Source organism: Caballeronia sp., assembly GCF_028292365.1.
Lineage (GTDB): Bacteria > Pseudomonadota > Gammaproteobacteria > Burkholderiales > Burkholderiaceae > Caballeronia.
Genome location: NZ_JAQGMM010000051.1, coordinates 12620 through 31539, shown reverse-complemented (window position 1 = coordinate 31539; position 18920 = coordinate 12620). Strand labels below are relative to the sequence as shown.

Below are 18920 nucleotides of genomic sequence, written 5' to 3'. Positions count from 1 at the left end.
GTATCGCTAGCAGCGCCCGGAGCAGCCGTATCGCTAGACTTGTTGCATGCAGCAAGAGCAACAGCAGCCAACAGGGATGCTACGAGGAGAGATTTCTTCATGATCACGTCCTTTTATGGTTAAAGGTAAGCAACAGCGCAAAGTACCGGTAATGTGTGCTCCAACACCGACCCGGGCCGTTGTGGACTCACATTATGTATGTCTGTGAGACTTCCTACGGCTTGGGCGGAAATTATATGCACTTTCGTATCGACCGTCGATAAATCGGGGGACAATACGTTGTCTTTCTCATACATTTCAACCCGCGGAACAGCAAGATAGTCCAAACACTAGGCGTTTGCGTCAACTTGTATCCAGCCCGCACAATACCACTCGTGTAGTAGCACTGTCATTGACGAATCGCCTGAGAGTGTTACAAAGCGTTTCCCCTCCAAATAGCGTTTGTCGGCGAGTTCGGGGAGCCATTTTTTGAGCTTTCCCGCCATTAAATCCTGCTCGCCATTCATAAAATAAGCGTGCTTGTCATAAAGCAGCACGGTTTTTTTATCGAGTTTCAAACCAGATTGTTTCGCTCGCTCGATAAACCGGTTCTCATTCAAAGGGCGTCGCGGCGGATCGAATACAACACTCGGCTTCGGTTCGCTCAGGTAGGTGCCGAGAAATGAAGCAACGTCCTTCTCATCCCATTCAATGTTCGCAAGGATCGCGCCAACCCGGTCGATCATTAGTTGTGGCAGTTGCGCCGGGTGGCTCACCGCCGGCTGGGCCGGGTCGCGGTAGCGCTGAGCACCATCCTTCGCACTCTTCGCCCCAGCGCTGTGGGCATCGTCCAGGCGCTCCGCAAGGTGATACAGGAACTGGCCTGACAGTTCGCTAGCAGAGGGCGCCCTGAAGCCGATGGAGGCGGTCATGCACTCGCCCTCGGCCACGCCGTCATGCGCGATGTGAGGCGGCAAATAAAGCATGTCGCCTGGTTCCAGTACCCACTCTTCATCCGCTTCGAAGTGCTGTAAAACTTTCAACGGCAACCCCTCTTTTAGCGAGAGATCGCGCTGCGCGCCAAAGCGCCAGCGCCGTTTGCCGTGGACCTGCAACAGGAAGACGTCGTAGGAATCGAAGTGCGCGCCCACGCCACCGCCGTCGGTGGCGTACGAAATCATGAGGTCGTCGACGCGGGCGTCGGGGATGAAACGGAAGCGATCCAGCAGCGCGCGGGCACGGTCGTCGTGCAGGTTCACGCCTTGCACGAGTAATGTCCAGTCACGCTTTTTCACAGATGGCAATTCATCGGGCGCAAAAGGCCCGTGCTCCATTGCCCAGGACTTGCGAAAATGCGTGATAAGGCGCGATTCCGCGTCTTCGCTATCGGCGAGTTCGAACAGTTCGTCGCGCGATAGCGGCGCTTGAATGTCAGGAATCGCCTGACGGATCAGGAGCGGTTTTTTCTGCCAGTACCGGCGCATGAATTGCGCAGGCGTGAGGTTACCGAGCAGGGTTGAAGGTTCGTCGGGAAGCGGCACCGCGAAAGGACTTGAGGGAACGTTAGGGGACCGCGCTGGCATCGTATAATTGAGGCTTGTATCTTGGAGAATCCAATGAAAATCGCAAAAGACACCGTCGTATCAGTAGCCTATAAGCTCTCGGACGCTCATGGCAATCTGATCGAGGAAAGCGACGAGCCGATGGTCTATCTGCACGGCGGCTATGATGGCACGTTCCCCAAGATCGAGGAAGCACTCGACGGTCAGGAAGCCGGCTATCAGACCCAGTTGCAGCTCGAACCGCAGGATGCGTTCGGTGAGTACGATCCCGATCTCGTGAAAGTCGAGGCGCGCGGCCGGTTTCCGGAACCGCTCGAAGTCGGCATGCAGTTTGAAGGCACCCCGGAAGACGGCGAAGACGAACTCGATTCGCTGATCTACACGGTCACCGACGTGGCGGAGGATAAAGTCGTGCTCGACGGCAATCATCCGCTCGCAGGTATGGCGCTGCGTTTCGCTCTGAACGTACAGGAAGTCCGCGAAGCTACCGAGGACGAAAAGGAACATCAGCACGCGCACGGCCTCGATGGTCTCGAAGTCCTCGACGAGGACGACGAGGAGCCGGGCAAGGACGTTGGCCCGACCTTGCACTGAGAGGTTTATACGGGTTGATCGAAGCGATATGAAACAAGGCGCAGGCAGGTTGCTGCGCCTTTGTTTTATCTCGCGCAATGATCTGTGAATGGGATTATTGGCTCGTGCCTGGGCTCGATGCGCTGCTTGCCGGAGTTGACGGCACCGGCAGGATTGGCGGCAGGTTCGCGGGCGAGTTCAAGTTGAGTATGGGCGGCACCGAAGACGCGGACGTGCCCGTGTCCGATTCACGCGCCGGCGCGAAGTGCTGCGTTTGTTGCGTTGGCTGTACGGGCTGCATCTGCTGGAAAAAAGATGAAGGCCCGGGAGTGTCGGTTTCGACGCCGGGTATCGAAGGAGACGAGCCGGAAGAAGACGACGACGGTATCGACGAAGACGCGGGCACGGTCGGCGCCGACGCCGATGCCGATGCCTGGCTGGATGCTGCCGGCCGCACGATCACGTCGCGCACGCGCACCCGGAAGGGCGGCCGCCATGCAAGGTCAGACTCCACTTCCAGCCACTGCGATTGTGGTTTCTTCAAACCGATCGCGATGCGCGTCAGATTGGCCACCACGGTGCCTTTATCGTTGCGCAGTGGCTGGTCGATACGAAATCCCCTTGGTATCGGCGTATCGGATTCGTGAATCACGATCACGGGTCCGCGAAACAATTCGGCGGCTTTGACAAGGCTGCGCTTGAGTTCGAGAAAACCATCGCGCGACGCATCGCTGCGAGAAAAGCGTAGCCATGCGAAACGATCGCGACGCTCATAACGGGCAAAGTCGGGATCCCCCTGCAGGATCACGACGACTGCACGCATCTCCGAGCGCCGTGCGGTTTCCACAGCGTGCTCCAGCCAGAATGCATTGGCGACTGAGCGGTCCTCGAATTCTCCGTTGCGTCCGCCCGCGGTCAGATAGTGATTGTTCGGCGCGGGCGCGTTCAAGCCAATGAAGGCAACACCGTTGGCTTGCCATCGGACATTTTCGCGGAACGGCCGGAAGCGCGCGACATCGCTTTCGCGGATCACGGTCATGGGCGTCTGGCCGAGCGGACTCGAGTCGCCAAAGAACAACTGACGGATGAAATCCAGCCGCTCGACCGGATCGTAACTGCCTGCTTGCGCGAGAGCGCAAGACGCCCAGTCGTTGCCACCGGGTAGCAGGACGACCGGTTTGCGGGAGCTGTCGAAGATTCGCTGACGGGTGTCGTAGAGCGAATCCCGGCACGGTTCGGTTTCGCCTTTGAGGTTGCCGTCGTAGACAATGAACGACGTGTTCCGTTCTTGTCCGATTGCGTCGAGCAGATGCTGGAGCGCAGTTTCGCCGCTGGGCTTGTCGAGTACATTCGAAGCGATCGCGAATGTGAGTGGCGTAGATGGAGCGAGCGGCGGCGGTTCGGCGCGCGCGTACTGCCATCCTCCGGCCAGCAGGAAGAGTGCGCCTAAGCCAGTAACGATGACGCGGCCGCGCACCATGCGCCGCGCGCCCGGCCAGTCGATGGCAGCGTCTGCCGCCTTGACGCTAAAGCTAATGCGACGCATCCGGAGCGTTCGACGCCAGCTCATGTAGTTCGTAGAGCAGATCGAGTGCGTCGCGTGGGCGCAATTCGTTCGGGTCGATTGCGCGCAGCCGGTCAAGCGCGGGGTGCGGCTGCGCTTGCGCTGGTTCTTCGTGTTCGCGGGAGTCAGCAATCTCAACAACAGGCGGCGCGAACAAATCGAATTGCGGCGACGGCTGGCCAATCGACTGCTGCTCCAGATGCGCCAGGTGTTTCCTTGCAGCCTTGATGACAGCCGGTGGTACGCCTGCGAGTTGCGCGACCTGCAAGCCGTAGCTCTGGTTCGCCGGACCCTCGCTCACCGCGTGCAGGAACACGATGCCGTGGTCATGTTCGACCGCCGATAAATGCACGTTTGCTGCCTGAGCGAACTCGGCCGGCAACTGCGTCAGTTCGAAATAATGCGTGGCGAACAACGTATGGCAGCCGTTATGGGATAGCAGATGACGTGCGATGGCCCATGCGAGCGCGAGGCCGTCGAAGGTGGATGTACCGCGGCCGATCTCGTCCATCAGCACAAGGCTCGACGGTGTGGCGTCGTTGAGAATTGCTGCCGCTTCCGTCATTTCGACCATGAACGTGGAACGGCCGCCAGCGAGATCGTCGGCGGCGCCAATGCGCGTGAAGATCCGGTCGATGGGACCGAAGCGCGCGCGTTTCGCCGGCACACAGCTGCCCACATAAGCCAGCAGCGCAATCAATGCGGTCTGTCGCATGAAAGTCGACTTACCGCCCATGTTTGGCCCGGTGATCAACAGCAGCTTGCGCTCGGTGTTCAGGCAACAATCGTTCGCGATGAACTGCTCGACCTGCGCTTCTACCACCGGGTGCCGCCCTTGCTCGATGTCGATGCCTGCGTCGCCCGCGAATTCCGGTGCGATCCAGTCGAGCGCGAGCGCCCGTTCTGCGAACGCGCCAAGCAGGTCGAGTTCAGCGAGCGCCGCCGCTACGCGCTGGCAGTCGCCAATGTGCGGCAACAGCGTTTGCAGCAGCGCGTCGTAGAGCAAACGCTCGCGTGCCAGTGCACGGTCCTGCGCGGACAGCGCCTTGTCTTCGAAGGTCTTCAACTCCGGCGTGATGTAACGCTCGGCGTTTTTCAGTGTCTGGCGACGACGATAGTCATCGGGAACCTTGTCCGTCTGGCCGCGTGTGACTTCGATATAAAAGCCATGCACCTTGTTGTACTCGACCCGCAGGTTCGCGATGCCCGTTCGCGAGCGTTCACGCGTTTCCAGGTCGATCAGGAACTGGTCGCAGTTCTCGGAGATGTCGCGAAGCTCATCGAGGTCAGCGTCGTAACCGCGCGCAATTACGCCACCGTCGCGGATCAGCGCGGCGGGTTCGGGTGCGATTGCGCGGCTCAGCAGCAGAAGGCACTCAGGCGGCGGCTCAAGCGATAGTTCGATACGTTCCAGCGACGCCGAATTCATCTTCACGGCAGCCAGCCGTTCGCGCAGTTGGGGGAGTGCCGCGAAGGTATCGCGCAGGCTGGAAAGATCGCGTGGCCGGGCTGACAGCAACGCGAGCCGCCCCGTAATTCGTTCGATGTCGGAAATCTGCCGCAACGCTGCGCGCAAATCATTGAGGCTCGCGGTTGCTGGTGCGTCGAGCAATGCGCCAATTGCACGCTGCCGGCTTTGCGCAATGGTGAAGTCGCGGGGCGGATGATGCAGCCAGTGGCGCAGCAGACGGCTGCCCATGGTCGTGCAGCATGTGTCCAGCAGCGAGCACAACGTGGGTGATTCAGTTCCGCGCAAGGTCTCGGTCAGTTCGAGATTGCGCCGCGTGGCCGGGTCGAGACCGATGTACTCGGATTCGTACTCCACCTTCAGGCTGCGCACGTGCCGCAGTTGCTGGCCCTGGGTTGCGGCTGCGTACAGCAGCAGCGCGCCCGCGGCGCCGCACGCGCAGGTCAGCGAGTGCGCACCAAAGCCGTCGAGGCTCGCGACATCGAGTTGTTCACGCAGACGTTGCATGCCCGAGTCAATATCGAAATGCCAGGCGGGTGCCCGCGTTGTAGCGCCTACGTTCGGCACTTCGAACGGCGCATTGGTCGAAGAAAACGAGTCGGCCACCAGCGTTTCCGCCGGGCGAATGCGCTCGAGTGCCGCGCTCAATTGATCAGGCGCGACTTCAGCGAGGCGCAATGCGCCGCTCGCCAGGTTCAACCAGGCCAGGCCGACGCTCGTGACCACGCCGCGGCGGTTATGCGCCGGGCAGAGAGCCAGCAGGAAGACGTCGTTTTTGTCCGAGAGGAGCGCTGCGTCGGTCAGCGTACCGGGCGTGACTACACGCACGACCTTGCGCTCGACTGGCCCCTTCGATGTCGCCGGGTCGCCGATCTGTTCGCAAATAGCGACGGATTCCCCCAGTTTCACGAGCTTCGCCAGATATTGCTCGCACGAATGATGGGGGATGCCGGCCATCTTGATCGGGTTTCCGCCTGACGCCCCGCGTTGCGTGAGCGTGAGGTCGAGCAGGCGCGAAGCCTTGACGGCGTCGTCGAAGAAAAGCTCGTAGAAGTCGCCCATCCGGTAAAACACGAGCGTGCCGGGATGTTCACCTTTAATGCGCAGATATTGCTGCATCATTGGCGTATGGTGCGACAGATCGACGGCTGCGCCGGGTGTCTGCGCGGCGGGGCCCAAGTCTTGAGTGGTAGACGAAACGGAGATATGCGTACCCATCTTGCGTGCGTGAATTTGTGCGAAGGTGCTTAAGGGCACGAGTGTACCGCGTCGGCCGGTCGCGGGAATGTCAGCCAAATGGCTAACGCGGTCCAGCGCGGTCTAACGCGGGACTGGGCGCAATTTCCCTTGTGCGTGCAGACGCAAAAAGCGTCCGTCCAAAAGCAAAACCGCCGGCATGCCGGCGGTTTTTGCTTATCCCTCGAATGCTACGCAAGACCAATCACGCGCGTCCTGCCAGAAATCCGACCAGCAGCGCGAGTCCCGCCACTGCGCCGAGCGTATGCCACGGCTTGTCGTGCACGAATTCATCGGCGTAACCGGCGGCGTCGTTCAGCCGGCCGGCTATGGCGGAAGACGAACCGTCGAACTGGGTGCGCGCCGCTTTCAGCTTGGCTTGCAAGTCTTTGCGCAGCTTTTCTACGTCGATGTCTTTCGCATCGCGGATTGAACTGTCGAGGTCGTCGAGCAGACCGCGCAACTGCGTGCTGGCAGTATCGACAGCGTCGCTTGCGCCCTGAACCGCGCGATGGCCGACTTTGGCCGCGCCATTGATGTTGCTATCGAGTGTGGAACGTGTGAACAGACCCATTTGCAGCTCCTTTGACGTGTCGTTTGCTTATTTCAAACCACGCACTCCGCGTTTGAATTTATGCATTCTGCGAAGAGCGCGACTTTCTTTCCGGCCGAACAAAGCATGCAGCAGATTCCGTTCCCGTACTCTGATTACCGTCACGCTATCACTCTTCAACCAACGCGCCCAGATCCACCGTCCGCTCGTTGCGGGCATGGCGCCGCATGGCAAGCCACATCATCAGGCAGATAAACACGCCAAACACCACGATGATCCATTCTACGGGCAGGTTGGTCGTCAGCAGAAGCGCGTACGCGCCGAGCATCGACAAAACGGCGAGGTTCTGGTTGAAATTCTGAACCGCAATGGATGCCCCGGCGGACAGCAGCGTCGCACCGCGATGCTGCAGGATGGCGTTCATCGGCACGATGAAAAAGCCTGACAGCGCACCCAGCAGAATCATCAGCGGATACGCGCCCAGAATGTAGAGGGGCGCGAACAGCGGGCCGATCTGCACGCCGGAACCGGCCGGAAACAGGCCTTTGTTATAGAACGCCATGCCGATAGCCACAGCGCCTGTCACTACCCCTATGGGCAGGACCTTGAGCGAACTGCGCAACGGCACCCACGCGGCGGCCGCACTTGCGCCGATCGCAATCCCGAGGCCTGTCACGCCCTGCAACACCGCCGCTTTCGATAACGACAATCCCAGGTTCGCCGCTGCCCATTTCAGCACCAGCAGTTGCAGCGTTACTGCCGCACCCCACAGCAAGGTCGTGACCCACAACGCGATCTGCGCCAGCTTGTCGCCCCATAACACCTTGAATGCATGGATGAAATCGCCGACGAGCTTTGACGGCTCCTTGAGCCGGTTAGGGTATCGCGCGCCGGTATCGGGAATGCCGATATTGATCACCGCGGCCGCGGCATATACGACCATGACGGCGAACATGGCAGCGTCGGCGGCCGAGCGGATCAGCACGAGATGCGCGCCGCTAACAAAATGCTGAACGTACTGGCTGACCAGCGCACCGCCGATCACCGTACCGAGAATCGTCGATCCGACCGTTGCCGATTCAAGCCACGCGTTAGCCGGAATGAGTTTTTCGGGCGGCAAAAGCTCGGTGAGGATGCCGTATTTCGCCGGGGAATACGCTGCGGCGCCAAGGCCGACCACGCCGTAAGCGATCATGGGATGCACGCCAAGGATCATGAGCGCGCAGCCACCGGCTTTCAGCGCGTTCGAGACGAACATGACGGAGCGTTTCTGGATGGAATCGGCGAACGCACCCACGAACGGCGCAAGCAGCACGTACGACACCGTGAAGAAAATCTGCAACAGCGGCGTGACCCACGACGCGGAATGCATCACCGAAAGCATCGCTATGGCAGCGATCAACAGTGCGTTGTCGGCGAGCGACGAAACGAACTGCGCGGCAATGATCGTATAGAAGCCTTTTTTCATTAGACGGAGAGAAGCGGCGGCAGAAAGGGTGGGGAATGCCGCGGACGGCGAGCAGGACACTTTAGCGGAGCCGGCGGCAGTGTGCAGATTGCGCGGGCCAACGTTAGCCTTTCGGACGGTCGCAGAGCATGTCGGCCCGCGAGCGTAGCCGCTGTGACGCTGTGACCTTGCCTTGGGGAGGCGGCGTGCTGAAAATAAAAAGGCGGCCGTAGCCGCCTTTTCAACCATCTTCTACCATTAAGCGCTTTGGCGCGTGGTGGTGAAGGGATCGAGGATCTTGATCATCTGGGCGTAGACCTTCGGGTTGCCCGCGACGATCTCGCTCTTGTGCAGGAAATCCGATTCTCCCGTGTAGTTGCCCACCAGCCCACCCGCTTCGGTGATCAGCAAGCTGCCCGCAGCCACGTCCCATGCGTTGATGCCCTGCTCGAAAAACCCATCGAGCCGGCCTGCGGCCACATTCGCCAGATCCAGCGCGGCGGCGCCAGGGCGGCGCAAGCCGGCACAGGCTTCAGTCATCTGCGAGAACAGTTTGCAATACGCATCAAGGCCCGCACCGTCGCGAAACGGGAAACCCGTGCCGACCAGCGCGTCGTTGAGACGATCCAGTTTTGCCACACGAATGCGCCGCTCGTTCAGATAAGCGCCGCTGCCGCGCGATGCGGTGAACAGGTCGTTGCGGGTGGGGTCGTACACCACCGCTTGCGTGATGATGCCCTTGTGGGCGAGCGCGATGGAGACGCAGTAATACTGGAAACCGTGGATGAAGTTGGTCGTGCCGTCGAGCGGATCGATGATCCACTGGAACTCCGAATCCTTGTCCTGCACACCGGATTCCTCGGCGAGGATGGAGTGCTTCGGATAGGCGGTGGTCAGCGTTTCGATAATCGCTGCCTCGGAGGCCTTGTCGACTTCCGTCACGAAGTCGTTATGCTGTTTTTTGCTGACCTGGATGCGGTCCAGATCCAGCGACGCGCGGTTGATGATCTGTCCGGCGCGGCGAGCGGCCTTGACAGCAATATTGAGCATCGGATGCATGAAAATAGTCCTTTGGCCGGCGGCGGCGCTCCACGCACGCGCGTGAAGTCGTGTGTGAAGTCCCAACGCCGAACGGAAAACGGCCCAAACCAGCGGGCAAAAACGACGTGTGTCGACGGCAACGAATTGAAGAAGAGCGGGGCGCGTGCCTTCTTTGAACCTGCAATAGCGCCTGATTACAGCGACTTGCAACAGCAGACACACGCGAACGGGCTATTTTACCCGAGTCGGCCGCCGGCGCGCGATGAGTGCAAAGCGGAGTGCGCAGCGAATGTCGGCGCAAGGGTCGCCGGATGGGCCGCGCGGCGATACCATGACGTCTCTTTCAACCTTCCGGCAAGCGTTTCCCCTTGGACCTGAACACCTCATCAACCTCGCCAGACCACGCTTTTGCGTCGACTCGCTTCGTGCTGGTCGAACCGAGTCATCCCGGCAATGTCGGCGCGGCCGCGCGCGCGCTCAAGACAATGGGATTTTCCCGGCTGGTCGTCGTCGCGCCGAAAATCGCGTTTGTCACGCGCGAGCCCGAAGCGATAGCGATGGCGAGCGGCGCCGACGACGTGCTCGCGGCGGCGCAAGTTGTCGAAACACTCGCCGATGCCCTGACTGGCGTGCATTGGTCGATCGCATTGACGGCGCGTTCGCGCGAATATGGGCCGCCGCAAATGGCGCCGCGCGCCGCAGCGGAGAAGGCCTGCGAGTTCGCGGATCAAGGGCAAGGAGGGAATTCGGGCGTTATTGCGCTCGTGTTCGGCAACGAGCGCGTGGGCTTGTCGAACGCCGATGTGGAGCGCTGCAGCGCGCTCGCGCACATTCCGGCGAATCCCGCCTATAGCTCGTTGAATCTGGCGCAAGCGGTTCAGGTTCTGGCCTATGAGCTGCGGCTGGCGCTGCTCAGTCGCGCGGAAGCATCTCCGGCTATAGCCGCGGAGAGTCCCACAACCGTTGCCCCAAGCGCGTCCAGCGACGAGATAGAAGGCATGTACGCGCATCTGGAAGAGGCACTGGTCACACTCGATTTCCTCGATCCTGCCAACCCGAAGAAGCTGATGTCGCGGCTGCGACGGCTCTTTTCACGCTCGGGCCTGGAGCACGAGGAGGTGAATATCCTGCGCGGTATCGCCAAGCATATTCTTCTAAAGATTAAGCAATAGGAAGGCGGTGGCACCTGCAAGTCTTAAGAAAGCGGCAGTTTTACTCCGACGGGCAATGGAGAAGGCGAGCTACGAGCTGCGCACCTTCTCGCCGCTCGCACATCCCGGACGTGATCAACGCCAACACCCATCGTGACCGCTTTGCCAGCGGGGGCATCGCAGCGAACTTTTACGGCCCGTCCTACAATCTGCGGGAATCGAACTATCGATTCCCGAATCCGTGCTGAGCCGCAGGTTCGAGGGTCGACACCCCGCACACTAACAGAGCCACCGCCATGTTTAACCGATTCCGCGAAGACATTGCCGCCATCCGCGAGCGCGATCCGGCCGCCCGCAGCGCCTGGGAAGTCGTGACGTGTTATCCGGGCTTCCATGCCGTCGTCCTGCACCGGATTGCGCACGCTTGCTGGCGCGCGGGCTGGCGCTGGCTCGGGCGATTTGTCTCACAGTTCGGGCGTTTCATGACGGGCATCGAGATCCATCCCGGCGCGACGCTTGGACGGCGCGTGTTTATCGATCACGGCATGGGCGTGGTGGTCGGCGAAACGGCGGAAATTGGCGATGATTGCACGATCTACCAAGGCGTGACGCTGGGCGGCACGTCGCTCGCGCGGGGTGCGAAGCGGCATCCGACGCTTGAGCGCGGCGTGATTGTCGGGGCGGGCGCGAAAGTGCTCGGCGGGTTCACGGTCGGCGCGGAAGCGAAGATCGGGTCGAACGCGGTCGTGGTGAAGCCGGTTCCGGCGGGTGGAACGGCCGTGGGCAATCCGGCGCGCGTGGTTATGCCGGCAACGGTCAAACCCGCGCAAAAAAGTTCGGACGTGCCTGAGCGTGCAGCGTTCTGCGCATACGGCATCACGCCAAACGCCGATGATCCCGTGTCGCTTGCCATCCACGGCCTGATCGATCACGCGTCTACGCAGGCGCATCGTGTGGATGAGATTGTTGCCGCGCTTGAGAAACTGGGCACGCGTATAGATGCGATCAGCGGCGTCGAGACTGCCGCGTTCATCGACCTGAAGCGTCTCTCCGATGCAATGAAAGGCGAAGCAGCGCGCCGCTGAACGAGAGGGCGGGTCGCCATCGGGCACGAGCGCGAAAAAAGCCGCCCATTCGAGCTCACTCCAACGGCAACGCCCGAATACCTTCGGCGTCCACGCGCAGATATCCGCCGCGTGGCTCGCCGTGATCCAGTTCCCAATCAGGCATGACCCAGCGTACGCCCTCGGTTTCCCGGTGACGCGCGGGCAGATGCGTATGGCCGTGGATCATCGTGTGGGTGCCGGTGCTCGCGAACAGCTTGGCCACCGCCTCGCGAGTGACGTCATATTTCGCCTGCGCCGGACGCATCCTGCCGTCTTCGCTGGTCGATCGCATGCGCTCCGCAACCGATAAGCGCAGCTTCAGCGGCAAGCTCAAGAATAGTTGTTGCGCAACCGGGTTACGTGCAAACCTGCGAAAGCGCTGATACGCGGGGTCTGCCGTACAGAGCGCATCGCCATGCGCCACCACGATACGCGTGCCGAACGCCGTGATGACAAACGGATCGGGCAACGGCAGCGCCCCGGCGGCGCGCATGAAGTGCTTGCCGAGCAGGAAATCGCGATTGCCATGCATCACATATAACGCAATACCGCGCTCGGACAGGGTGTGCATCAGCGCGGTCATGCGCCTTGCGAACGCAGCACGTGGCCCCGCCACCGATGCTTCCAGCACATCGTCGCCTACCCAGAATTCGAACAGGTCGCCGAGGATGAACACCGAGTCGGCATCGTTCGCCGTCACCTCGATGAAATGCTCGAACGCCGCCACCGTGTGCGGAATGGCATCGCTCAAATGGAGATCGGAAATGAAAAACAGCGGGCGCGCTGTATCTTTCGCGCCCGCTGTTTCAGCTATTTCAGCTGTTCCGATCACGTTGTGCGTCAAGTCGATCATTCCCCGGCGACGACAGCCTTTTCGATCACGACGTCATCCACCGGCACGTCCTGATGAAAACCCTTTGAACCCGTCTTGACCTTGCGGATCTTGTCGACGATATCGAGGCCTTCCACCACTTTGCCGAATACCGCGTAGCCCCAGCCTTGCGGCGACGGCGATGAGTGGTTCAGGAACTCGTTGTCACCCACATTGATGAAAAACTGAGCCGTGGCCGAATGCGGGTCGTTGGTACGCGCCATGGCGACGGAACCGTGTTCGTTCTTCAGGCCATTGTTCGCTTCGTTGTCGATAGGTGCGTCCGTCGGCTTTTGCTTCATGCCGGGTTCGAAACCGCCGCCCTGGATCATGAAGCCGTCGATCACGCGATGGAACACGGTGTTGTCGTAGTGGCCTTTCTTTACGTAGTTCAGAAAGTTTTCGACCGACTTGGGCGCCTTCTCGGCGTTCAGCTCGATCTTGATGATGCCGTGATTCGTATGCAGTTCGACCATGATGAGTTCCTTTCCTTTTCAAGAGTAGATGGGGCAATACGCGATGCGCACGGCGTATGCCTGCTTCATGCCTCGCTCGCCATGACGACGAGTGGCGACGACTTGTTCCCCGGCCTGGGTTTTTGAGGCTTGCTTCCAGGCTTACTTCCAAACGGTTACTTCGCGACGACGCTAGCCGACTGGATCACGACGTTCGTTTGCGGCACATCGCCCATTGGGCCGCGCGTGGTAGTCGGCGTGCCTTCGATCTTCTTCACTACGTCCATGCCCGCGACGACCTTGCCGAACACGGCATAACCGTTGCCGTCGCCGTTGGGGTAGTCGAGGCCGGTGTTGTCGACCGTGTTGATGAAGAATTGCGAGGTGGCCGAATCCGGATCGCTCGTGCGCGCCATGGCGAGCGTGCCGGTCGTGTTCTTCAGCCCGTTCTTGCTTTCAAGCGGAATGGGTGCGCGCGTGGGTTTTTCGACGAAGCTGGTCGTGTAGCCACCGCCCTGAATCATGAAGCCCGGAATCACACGATGAAAAATCGTGCCGTTGTACTGGCCGGACTTTACATAGTCCAGAAAGTTGGCCACGCTTTTCGGCGCCTTCTCAGGATACAACTCAACCTTGATGTCGCCTTGTGACGTCTTGAGCAGCACGGTCGGGTGAGCAGCAGTCTGCGACGACTGGGCGAAGGCGGGCGCGTGGGCAATGAGTGCAGCGCTGCCGAGCGCCAACAACAAACTTTTCATGAGTAATCGATCCTCTGGTTGGAGCAGTTACGGGTGAAGACTTGTCGAACGTTCGAACATCCAGATGCCTGGCCGTCTGAACGTTCGATCCTGCCGGATTGGATTCAAGGATTCGTCGGCGCGAAATAAGGCGTGGTCGAAAGCGGCACGCTGGGGCCGCCAAACGGCGAGTAAAGCGGCGACGACATGTCGTTAGTGTTAGAAGTCGTGCCCGACGTGGTACCCGTTGCTGGCGTCGTCCAGTCACTAGAGGTTGCACTCGACGAAGACGCGGCCGTAGCCGACGAAGCCGCCACTGCCCCCGAGGCGGCGCTTACATGCGAGGACCCCGACGCTGCCGCTGCCGCTGCCGCCGCAGCTTCCGGACGACGTCGCGGCGGCGGCGACACGATCTTCTGAATGTCTCCCACGCGCTGCGCCGTCAACGGACTCCTCGATCCGAGCGATTGCGCCCGCTTATACGATTCGCTCGCCAGCCGCAGATAAAGATCGCCGAGGTTTTCGTACGCCAGCGCGTAACTGGGATTCGCCTTCGTCGCTGTTTCGAGCGCGACGCGTGCTTCGTCGTAGCGGCCCTTCTTGGCGTAGAGCGCGGCAAGATTGTTGTACGGCTCAGGCAGCTCGGGGTAGGCCTGGGTGAGCTCGGTGAACGCGGCGATGGCTTCGTCGTCCCGGTTCAAACGCGCGAGTACGGTCGCACGCTTGAACTTGGCCTGCACGTCGCGCGGGTTGGTTTTCAGGCGTGCGTCGAGTTGCGCCAGCGCGCTTGGCCATTGCTTCTGCGAGATGGCCAGGTCGATGGCGGGTGTGTCGTCCGCGGTGGCGGTGGAGACTTGTGCAAACGCCGGCGCAACGGGCAAAAAAGTTGCGCCAAGACCGAATGTGACGGTTGCAAGGGCGGTCGCCGCTAGCTTGGCAACGCTTGATGCGCGGCCGCTTGAAGGTTTCATAGGCTCTGGTCTGGATGTTATACTCCGACCCATTCTAACAAAACGTCTGCAACGTTCCGCTGAACGTTCAGACAGTCATTACGCCACTCGCGGCCGCCTCCGTTTTGATCGCAGTGTGACCGTCATGTTTCTCGCGACGGCGCGCACGGTTCCCAGCGCTTCAAGTTCGAAGCCGGGCCAGGTTAAACATGTTGAACGTGCTGGAACTTGCTGGAACGTGTCACATCGCTGATGTTCGCGTTGTCATCGTTCTCGTTGCTCGTCTCATTGTCGTTCTCGATGTTGCTACCGTTTCACGGCTACCTGTAGCATGGGTCGCAGCAGTGCAAAATGCACCGTTGCTATCGTCAGCCGGAAACGGGCGCGTACATGAAGAGCGCGTACATGAAGCGAACGAACGCGGCCATGCAGCACGCCGTCACAACCGCAGTCACAAAATTGGCCAGCAGTCGAAACACGGATGTCCCGGCCCACGCACTATCCCACGCACCATCGCTTATGAACTCATTGCGCATCTACAACACGCTCGCGCGTGACAAGCAACCTTTCGTGCCGCTCCGTGCCGGAGAAGTGCGCATGTACGTTTGCGGAATCACGGTGTATGACTATTGTCATGTCGGGCACGCACGCATGATGATCGTGTTCGATATTGTCCAGCGCTGGCTTCGCACGCTTGGATACAACGTGACTTATGTGCGCAACATCACAGACATCGACGACAAGATCATTCGTCGCGCGGTGGAAAACGGCGAGCCGATCAAGGCGTTGACGGGGCGATTCATCCAGGCCATGTATGACGACCTCGATGCACTCGGCGTAGAGCGTCCCGACCTTGAACCACGTGCGACCGACTTCGTTCCGCAGATGCTGGGCATGATCCAGACGCTCGTGCAAAACGGTTACGCGTATCAGGGTAAAGACGGCGACGTGAACTATGCGGTACGCAAGTTCGAGGGCTACGGCAAGCTGTCGGGCAAGTCGATCGAAGACCTGCGCGCGGGCGAACGCGTGGCTGCAAACGATGCCAAGCAGGATCCACTCGACTTTGTGTTGTGGAAAAGCGCGAAGGAAGGGGAGCCGCCGGATACGGGCTGGGAATCGGCATGGGGGCGCGGCCGGCCGGGCTGGCATATCGAATGTTCGGCCATGGGCTGCACCTTGCTGGGCGATCGTTTCGACATTCACGGCGGTGGTCAGGACCTGCAGTTTCCGCACCATGAGAATGAAATTGCGCAGAGCGAGGCGGCAACGGGCGTTCAGTTCGTGAACTACTGGATGCATAACGGCTTCGTGCAGATCGACAGCGAAAAGATGTCGAAGTCGCTGGGCAACTTCTTTACCATCCGCGAAGTCCTCGAAAAATTCGATGCGGAAGTCGTGCGTTTCTTTATTGCAAGGGCACACTATCGTTCGCCGCTCAATTACAGCGACGTTCATATAGACGATGCACGTGGGGCGCTCACGCGTTTGTATACAGCATTGAAAGACGTGACGCCGGATGCCGGGCCGCTCGACTGGAACGAAACGAACGCGCAACGTTTTCGCACGGCGATGAACGACGACTTCAACACGCCGGTGGCTATCGCCGTGTTGTTCGAATTGGCGAGCGAAGTGAATCGCTCGCAGGACACCGTGCTCGCACGTCAACTGAAGGAACTGGCTGCCGTGCTTGGGTTGTTGCAACGTGAGCCGCGTGCGTTTCTTCAGGACACACCGCGCAGCAGTCGCGATTTGCTTGGTAAAGAGGCTGCAGAAAACCTCACGCCTGCCGATATAGACATGAAGATCGCCGCTCGTGTTGCTGCGAAGCAGGCAAAGAACTATGCCGAAGCAGACCGGATTCGCGCTGAATTGCTCGAAGCCGGGATTGCACTTGAAGACAAACCGGGTGGGTTGACCGAATGGCGTCGCAGCTAAGCGCCTCTCGTTCCCTTTGATCGACTCGCCAGGTAGGAGGCATGATGGCAACGGCCAGAAAGGCGCCGGCTAAACGAGCCGCGTCCGGAAGTATTGCAACGCCCGCGAGCAAGGTCGCGCGGCGCACGCAAGTGAAAACGTCGAAGGCGTCGGCGCCCGAGGCGAAGCTCGCCAACGGTGCTGGTCACGACGGAGAACGCAGGACAGTATCGAAGAAACGTACGGTCAATGGCGTGGTCCATGACGGTGTCGTTAAAACGAATGGTCTCGTTCGTGCACGCAAGACCGTGCGCGCAACTGCGCCAAAAGTGTCACCTAAGGCGGCACTCAAGGTGTCGCCGAAGAAGGTGAGCGGCAAGGTGAGCAGCGATGCCAATGGCGTGCTCGACGTGAAAACTGACGAGACTGACATCAGCACTGACTCCACGCAGGCGCTCGTGCGCGCTCCGCAAAACGACGGCGAGATTGTCCGCAAGTCGCGTGCGATCACGGCCGAGAAGACCGTACCGGTGCAGACGCCCGGCTTGTCGGCTGAAGCGGCTCGTCCCGAGTATTGGGACAAGGCGTGCGCCGACCTCGTCAAGCGCGACCGTATCCTCAAGAAACTGATTCCGAAGTTCGGCCCTGTGCATCTGATTAATCGCGACGATCCGTTCACCACGCTGGCGCGTTCGGTTGTCGGTCAGCAAATTTCCGTGACGGCCGCGCAGGCTATCTGGAAACGCGTGGAAGGCGCGTGTCCGACGCTCGCGCCGCAGCAGTTCATCAAGGTGGGGCCGGTGAAGTTGCAGTCGTGCGGGTTATCGAAGCGCAAGTCCGAATATATCCTCGACGTCGCGCAGCATTTCGTTTCGGGCGCACTGCATGTGGATAGCTGGACGTCCATGGAAGATGAAGCCGTAATCGCGGAGCTGACGCAGATTCGCGGCATCGGCCGGTGGACAGCGGAAATGTTCCTGATCTTCAACTTGTCGCGCCCGGATGTCCTGCCGCTCGATGACCTCGGCCTGATCCAGGCCATCAGCGTCAACTATTTCAGCGGCGAACCCGTGACCCGAAGCGAAGCGCGCGAAGTCGCGGCGAACTGGGAACCGTGGCGCACCGTCGCGACCTGGTACATGTGGCGCAGCCTTTACCCCGTTCCCGCCGATCACTAAAATTTTGCGGTCGCATTGGCCCGCGGCAATCGGCAGACTATTGATATCTTATAATCGATAGTTGCGACCCGAAATTTAGTGAGGCCGGCGCGGTTAGAATACGCGCTGCCCGATGCTTTAGGATTCGAACATATGAAGACCACGTTTCTGGATTTCGAACAGCCTATCGCTGAACTCGAAGCGAAGATCGAAGAATTGCGCTTCGTTCAGGACGATTCCGCTGTCGATATTTCGGAAGAAATAGAGCGGCTGTCGAAGAAGAGCCAGCAACTCACCAAAGATCTTTATGCAAACCTGACGCCTTGGCAGGTTTCGCAGATCGCGCGCCATCCGCAGCGCCCGTACACGCTCGACTATGTGAACGAGCTTTTCACCGACTTCCACGAACTCCACGGCGACCGCTCTTATGCGGACGATCTGGCTATTGTCGGCGGTCTGGCGCGATTCAACGGCCAGCCCTGCATGGTGATCGGCCAGCAGAAGGGCCGCGACACGAAAGAGCGCGCAGCGCGCAATTTCGGCATGCCGCGTCCGGAGGGGTATCGCAAGGCTGAGCGGCTCATGCGTCTAGCCGAGAAATTCGGCTTGCCCATCTTTACGTTCATCGATACCCCGGGCGCATACCCGGGTATTGGGGCAGAGGAGCGTGGGCAGTCGGAAGCGATCGGTCGTAACCTGTATGTGATGGCCGAACTGAAGACGCCGATCGTGGCGACCATTATTGGCGAAGGCGGTTCTGGTGGTGCGCTGGCTATTGCCGTTGCTGACAGCGTGCTAATGCTGCAATTCTCAACTTATTCGGTGATTTCGCCCGAGGGCTGCGCGTCCATTTTGTGGAAAAGCGCGGCGAAGGCGCCGGAAGCGGCCGAAGCGCTGGGTTTGACGGCTCATCGGCTGAAGGCGTTGGGATTGATCGACAAGATCGTCAACGAGCCGCTGGGTGGCGCGCATCGCGATCCGAAAGGCATGGCTGCATTGCTGCGCCGTGCATTGGCCGATACGCTGCGCCAGTTCCACGGCATGAATGCGCTGGACGTTCGTGCACGCCGCTTCGACAAGCTGATGGCGTACGGCAAGTTCAAGGAAAACCTGCCGGGTGCGTGAAGCTTGAGCGCGGCACTTGCGGTTCCGT

16 protein-coding genes are annotated in these 18920 nt (G+C 60.1%); 6 read left to right on the top strand and 10 right to left on the bottom strand.

Annotated features, from left to right (window positions below):
* Positions 1-329: 329 nt before the first annotated feature.
* Complete coding sequence (locus JWR14_RS03110) at positions 330-1562, bottom strand: cupin domain-containing protein (protein WP_299701148.1); 1233 nt, start codon at positions 1560-1562, stop codon at positions 330-332.
* Between the two features lie 33 nt (positions 1563-1595).
* Between JWR14_RS03110 and JWR14_RS03105 the strand changes: the two genes are divergently transcribed.
* Complete coding sequence (locus tag JWR14_RS03105) at positions 1596-2135, top strand: peptidylprolyl isomerase (protein WP_062091111.1); 540 nt, start codon at positions 1596-1598, stop codon at positions 2133-2135.
* A 94-nt stretch (positions 2136-2229) separates the two neighbouring features.
* Here JWR14_RS03105 and JWR14_RS03100 read toward each other — a convergent pair whose 3' ends face one another.
* From JWR14_RS03100 to JWR14_RS03080, 5 genes are all read right to left on the bottom strand, one after another.
* Entirely contained in the window at positions 2230-3660 is a 1431-nt protein-coding gene (locus JWR14_RS03100) for a hypothetical protein (RefSeq protein ID WP_299701133.1), read from the bottom strand.
* Positions 3647-6268, bottom strand: coding sequence for a DNA mismatch repair protein MutS (gene mutS, locus JWR14_RS03095; protein WP_299701151.1), 2622 nt, complete (start codon positions 6266-6268; stop codon positions 3647-3649). The genes JWR14_RS03100 and mutS overlap by 14 nt, the downstream gene beginning before the upstream one ends.
* 319 nt (positions 6269-6587) lie before the next feature.
* A complete protein-coding gene (locus JWR14_RS03090; protein ID WP_299701130.1) occupies positions 6588-6956 on the bottom strand; it encodes a DUF883 domain-containing protein in 369 nt (122 codons plus the stop codon).
* A 148-nt stretch (positions 6957-7104) separates the two neighbouring features.
* Positions 7105-8403, bottom strand: a complete 1299-nt coding sequence (lplT, locus tag JWR14_RS03085) for a lysophospholipid transporter LplT (protein ID WP_299701128.1) — start codon at positions 8401-8403, stop codon at positions 7105-7107.
* Between the two features lie 237 nt (positions 8404-8640).
* Entirely contained in the window at positions 8641-9441 is an 801-nt protein-coding gene (locus JWR14_RS03080) for an inositol monophosphatase family protein (RefSeq protein WP_299701127.1), read from the bottom strand.
* A gap of 350 nt (positions 9442-9791) precedes the next feature.
* On the opposite strand from JWR14_RS03080, the gene JWR14_RS03075 reads away from it, so the two are divergent.
* Both JWR14_RS03075 and cysE read left to right on the top strand, forming a co-directional pair.
* Positions 9792-10595 carry an RNA methyltransferase gene (locus tag JWR14_RS03075; protein ID WP_299701125.1) on the top strand — a complete coding sequence of 268 codons (804 nt, stop codon included), beginning with the start codon at positions 9792-9794 and terminating at the stop codon, positions 10593-10595.
* A 275-nt stretch (positions 10596-10870) separates the two neighbouring features.
* Entirely contained in the window at positions 10871-11659 is a 789-nt protein-coding gene (cysE, locus tag JWR14_RS03070) for a serine O-acetyltransferase (RefSeq protein WP_299701123.1), read from the top strand.
* A gap of 55 nt (positions 11660-11714) precedes the next feature.
* On the opposite strand, the gene JWR14_RS03065 is transcribed toward cysE, so the two are convergent.
* The 4 genes from JWR14_RS03065 to JWR14_RS03050 form a co-directional block, all read right to left on the bottom strand.
* Positions 11715-12533 (bottom strand): UDP-2,3-diacylglucosamine diphosphatase, encoded by an 819-nt coding sequence (locus tag JWR14_RS03065; RefSeq protein ID WP_299701121.1) that lies wholly within the window; start codon positions 12531-12533, stop codon positions 11715-11717.
* Positions 12530-13027, bottom strand: a complete 498-nt coding sequence (locus JWR14_RS03060; RefSeq protein WP_047896501.1) for a peptidylprolyl isomerase — start codon at positions 13025-13027, stop codon at positions 12530-12532. The genes JWR14_RS03065 and JWR14_RS03060 overlap by 4 nt, the downstream gene beginning before the upstream one ends.
* A gap of 155 nt (positions 13028-13182) precedes the next feature.
* Entirely contained in the window at positions 13183-13764 is a 582-nt protein-coding gene (locus JWR14_RS03055) for a peptidylprolyl isomerase (protein ID WP_299701106.1), read from the bottom strand.
* 104 nt (positions 13765-13868) lie between these two features.
* The gene (locus JWR14_RS03050; RefSeq protein WP_299701103.1) at positions 13869-14747 is read right to left on the bottom strand and encodes a tetratricopeptide repeat protein; all 879 of its coding nucleotides are present in this window, start codon (positions 14745-14747) and stop codon (positions 13869-13871) included.
* Positions 14748-15212: 465 nt separating this feature from the next.
* Here JWR14_RS03050 and cysS point away from each other — a divergent pair, with 465 nt between their 5' ends.
* The 3 genes from cysS (at position 15213) to JWR14_RS03035 (ending at position 18892) form a co-directional block, all read left to right on the top strand.
* Positions 15213-16631, top strand: coding sequence for a cysteine--tRNA ligase (cysS, locus tag JWR14_RS03045; RefSeq protein ID WP_299701100.1), 1419 nt, complete (start codon positions 15213-15215; stop codon positions 16629-16631).
* A 44-nt stretch (positions 16632-16675) separates the two neighbouring features.
* Positions 16676-17788 (top strand): DNA-3-methyladenine glycosylase, encoded by a 1113-nt coding sequence (locus tag JWR14_RS03040; protein WP_299701097.1) that lies wholly within the window; start codon positions 16676-16678, stop codon positions 17786-17788.
* 132 nt (positions 17789-17920) lie between these two features.
* Positions 17921-18892 carry an acetyl-CoA carboxylase carboxyltransferase subunit alpha gene (locus JWR14_RS03035; RefSeq protein WP_031363946.1) on the top strand — a complete coding sequence of 324 codons (972 nt, stop codon included), beginning with the start codon at positions 17921-17923 and terminating at the stop codon, positions 18890-18892.
* The last annotated feature ends 28 nt before the right edge of the window (positions 18893-18920 follow it).

Bases quoted from the DNA above. Each gene is read 5' to 3' on its own strand.
- JWR14_RS03050 (WP_299701103.1), bottom strand. From the start codon at position 14,747: ATGGGTCGGAGTATAACATCCAGACCAGAGCCTATGAAACCTTCAAGC.
- JWR14_RS03100 (WP_299701133.1), bottom strand. From the start codon at position 3,660: ATGCGTCGCATTAGCTTTAGCGTCAAGGCGGCAGACGCTGCCATCGAC.
- mutS (WP_299701151.1), bottom strand. From the start codon at position 6,268: ATGATGCAGCAATATCTGCGCATTAAAGGTGAACATCCCGGCACGCTC.
- lplT (WP_299701128.1), bottom strand. From the start codon at position 8,403: ATGAAAAAAGGCTTCTATACGATCATTGCCGCGCAGTTCGTTTCGTCG.
- JWR14_RS03040 (WP_299701097.1), top strand. From the start codon at position 16,676: ATGGCAACGGCCAGAAAGGCGCCGGCTAAACGAGCCGCGTCCGGAAGT.
- JWR14_RS03055 (WP_299701106.1), bottom strand. From the start codon at position 13,764: ATGAAAAGTTTGTTGTTGGCGCTCGGCAGCGCTGCACTCATTGCCCAC.
- JWR14_RS03110 (WP_299701148.1), bottom strand. From the start codon at position 1,562: ATGCCAGCGCGGTCCCCTAACGTTCCCTCAAGTCCTTTCGCGGTGCCG.
- JWR14_RS03035 (WP_031363946.1), top strand. From the start codon at position 17,921: ATGAAGACCACGTTTCTGGATTTCGAACAGCCTATCGCTGAACTCGAA.
- JWR14_RS03105 (WP_062091111.1), top strand. From the start codon at position 1,596: ATGAAAATCGCAAAAGACACCGTCGTATCAGTAGCCTATAAGCTCTCG.
- cysE (WP_299701123.1), top strand. From the start codon at position 10,871: ATGTTTAACCGATTCCGCGAAGACATTGCCGCCATCCGCGAGCGCGAT.
- JWR14_RS03065 (WP_299701121.1), bottom strand. From the start codon at position 12,533: ATGATCGACTTGACGCACAACGTGATCGGAACAGCTGAAATAGCTGAA.
- JWR14_RS03080 (WP_299701127.1), bottom strand. From the start codon at position 9,441: ATGCATCCGATGCTCAATATTGCTGTCAAGGCCGCTCGCCGCGCCGGA.
- JWR14_RS03060 (WP_047896501.1), bottom strand. From the start codon at position 13,027: ATGGTCGAACTGCATACGAATCACGGCATCATCAAGATCGAGCTGAAC.
- JWR14_RS03090 (WP_299701130.1), bottom strand. From the start codon at position 6,956: ATGGGTCTGTTCACACGTTCCACACTCGATAGCAACATCAATGGCGCG.
- cysS (WP_299701100.1), top strand. From the start codon at position 15,213: ATGAACTCATTGCGCATCTACAACACGCTCGCGCGTGACAAGCAACCT.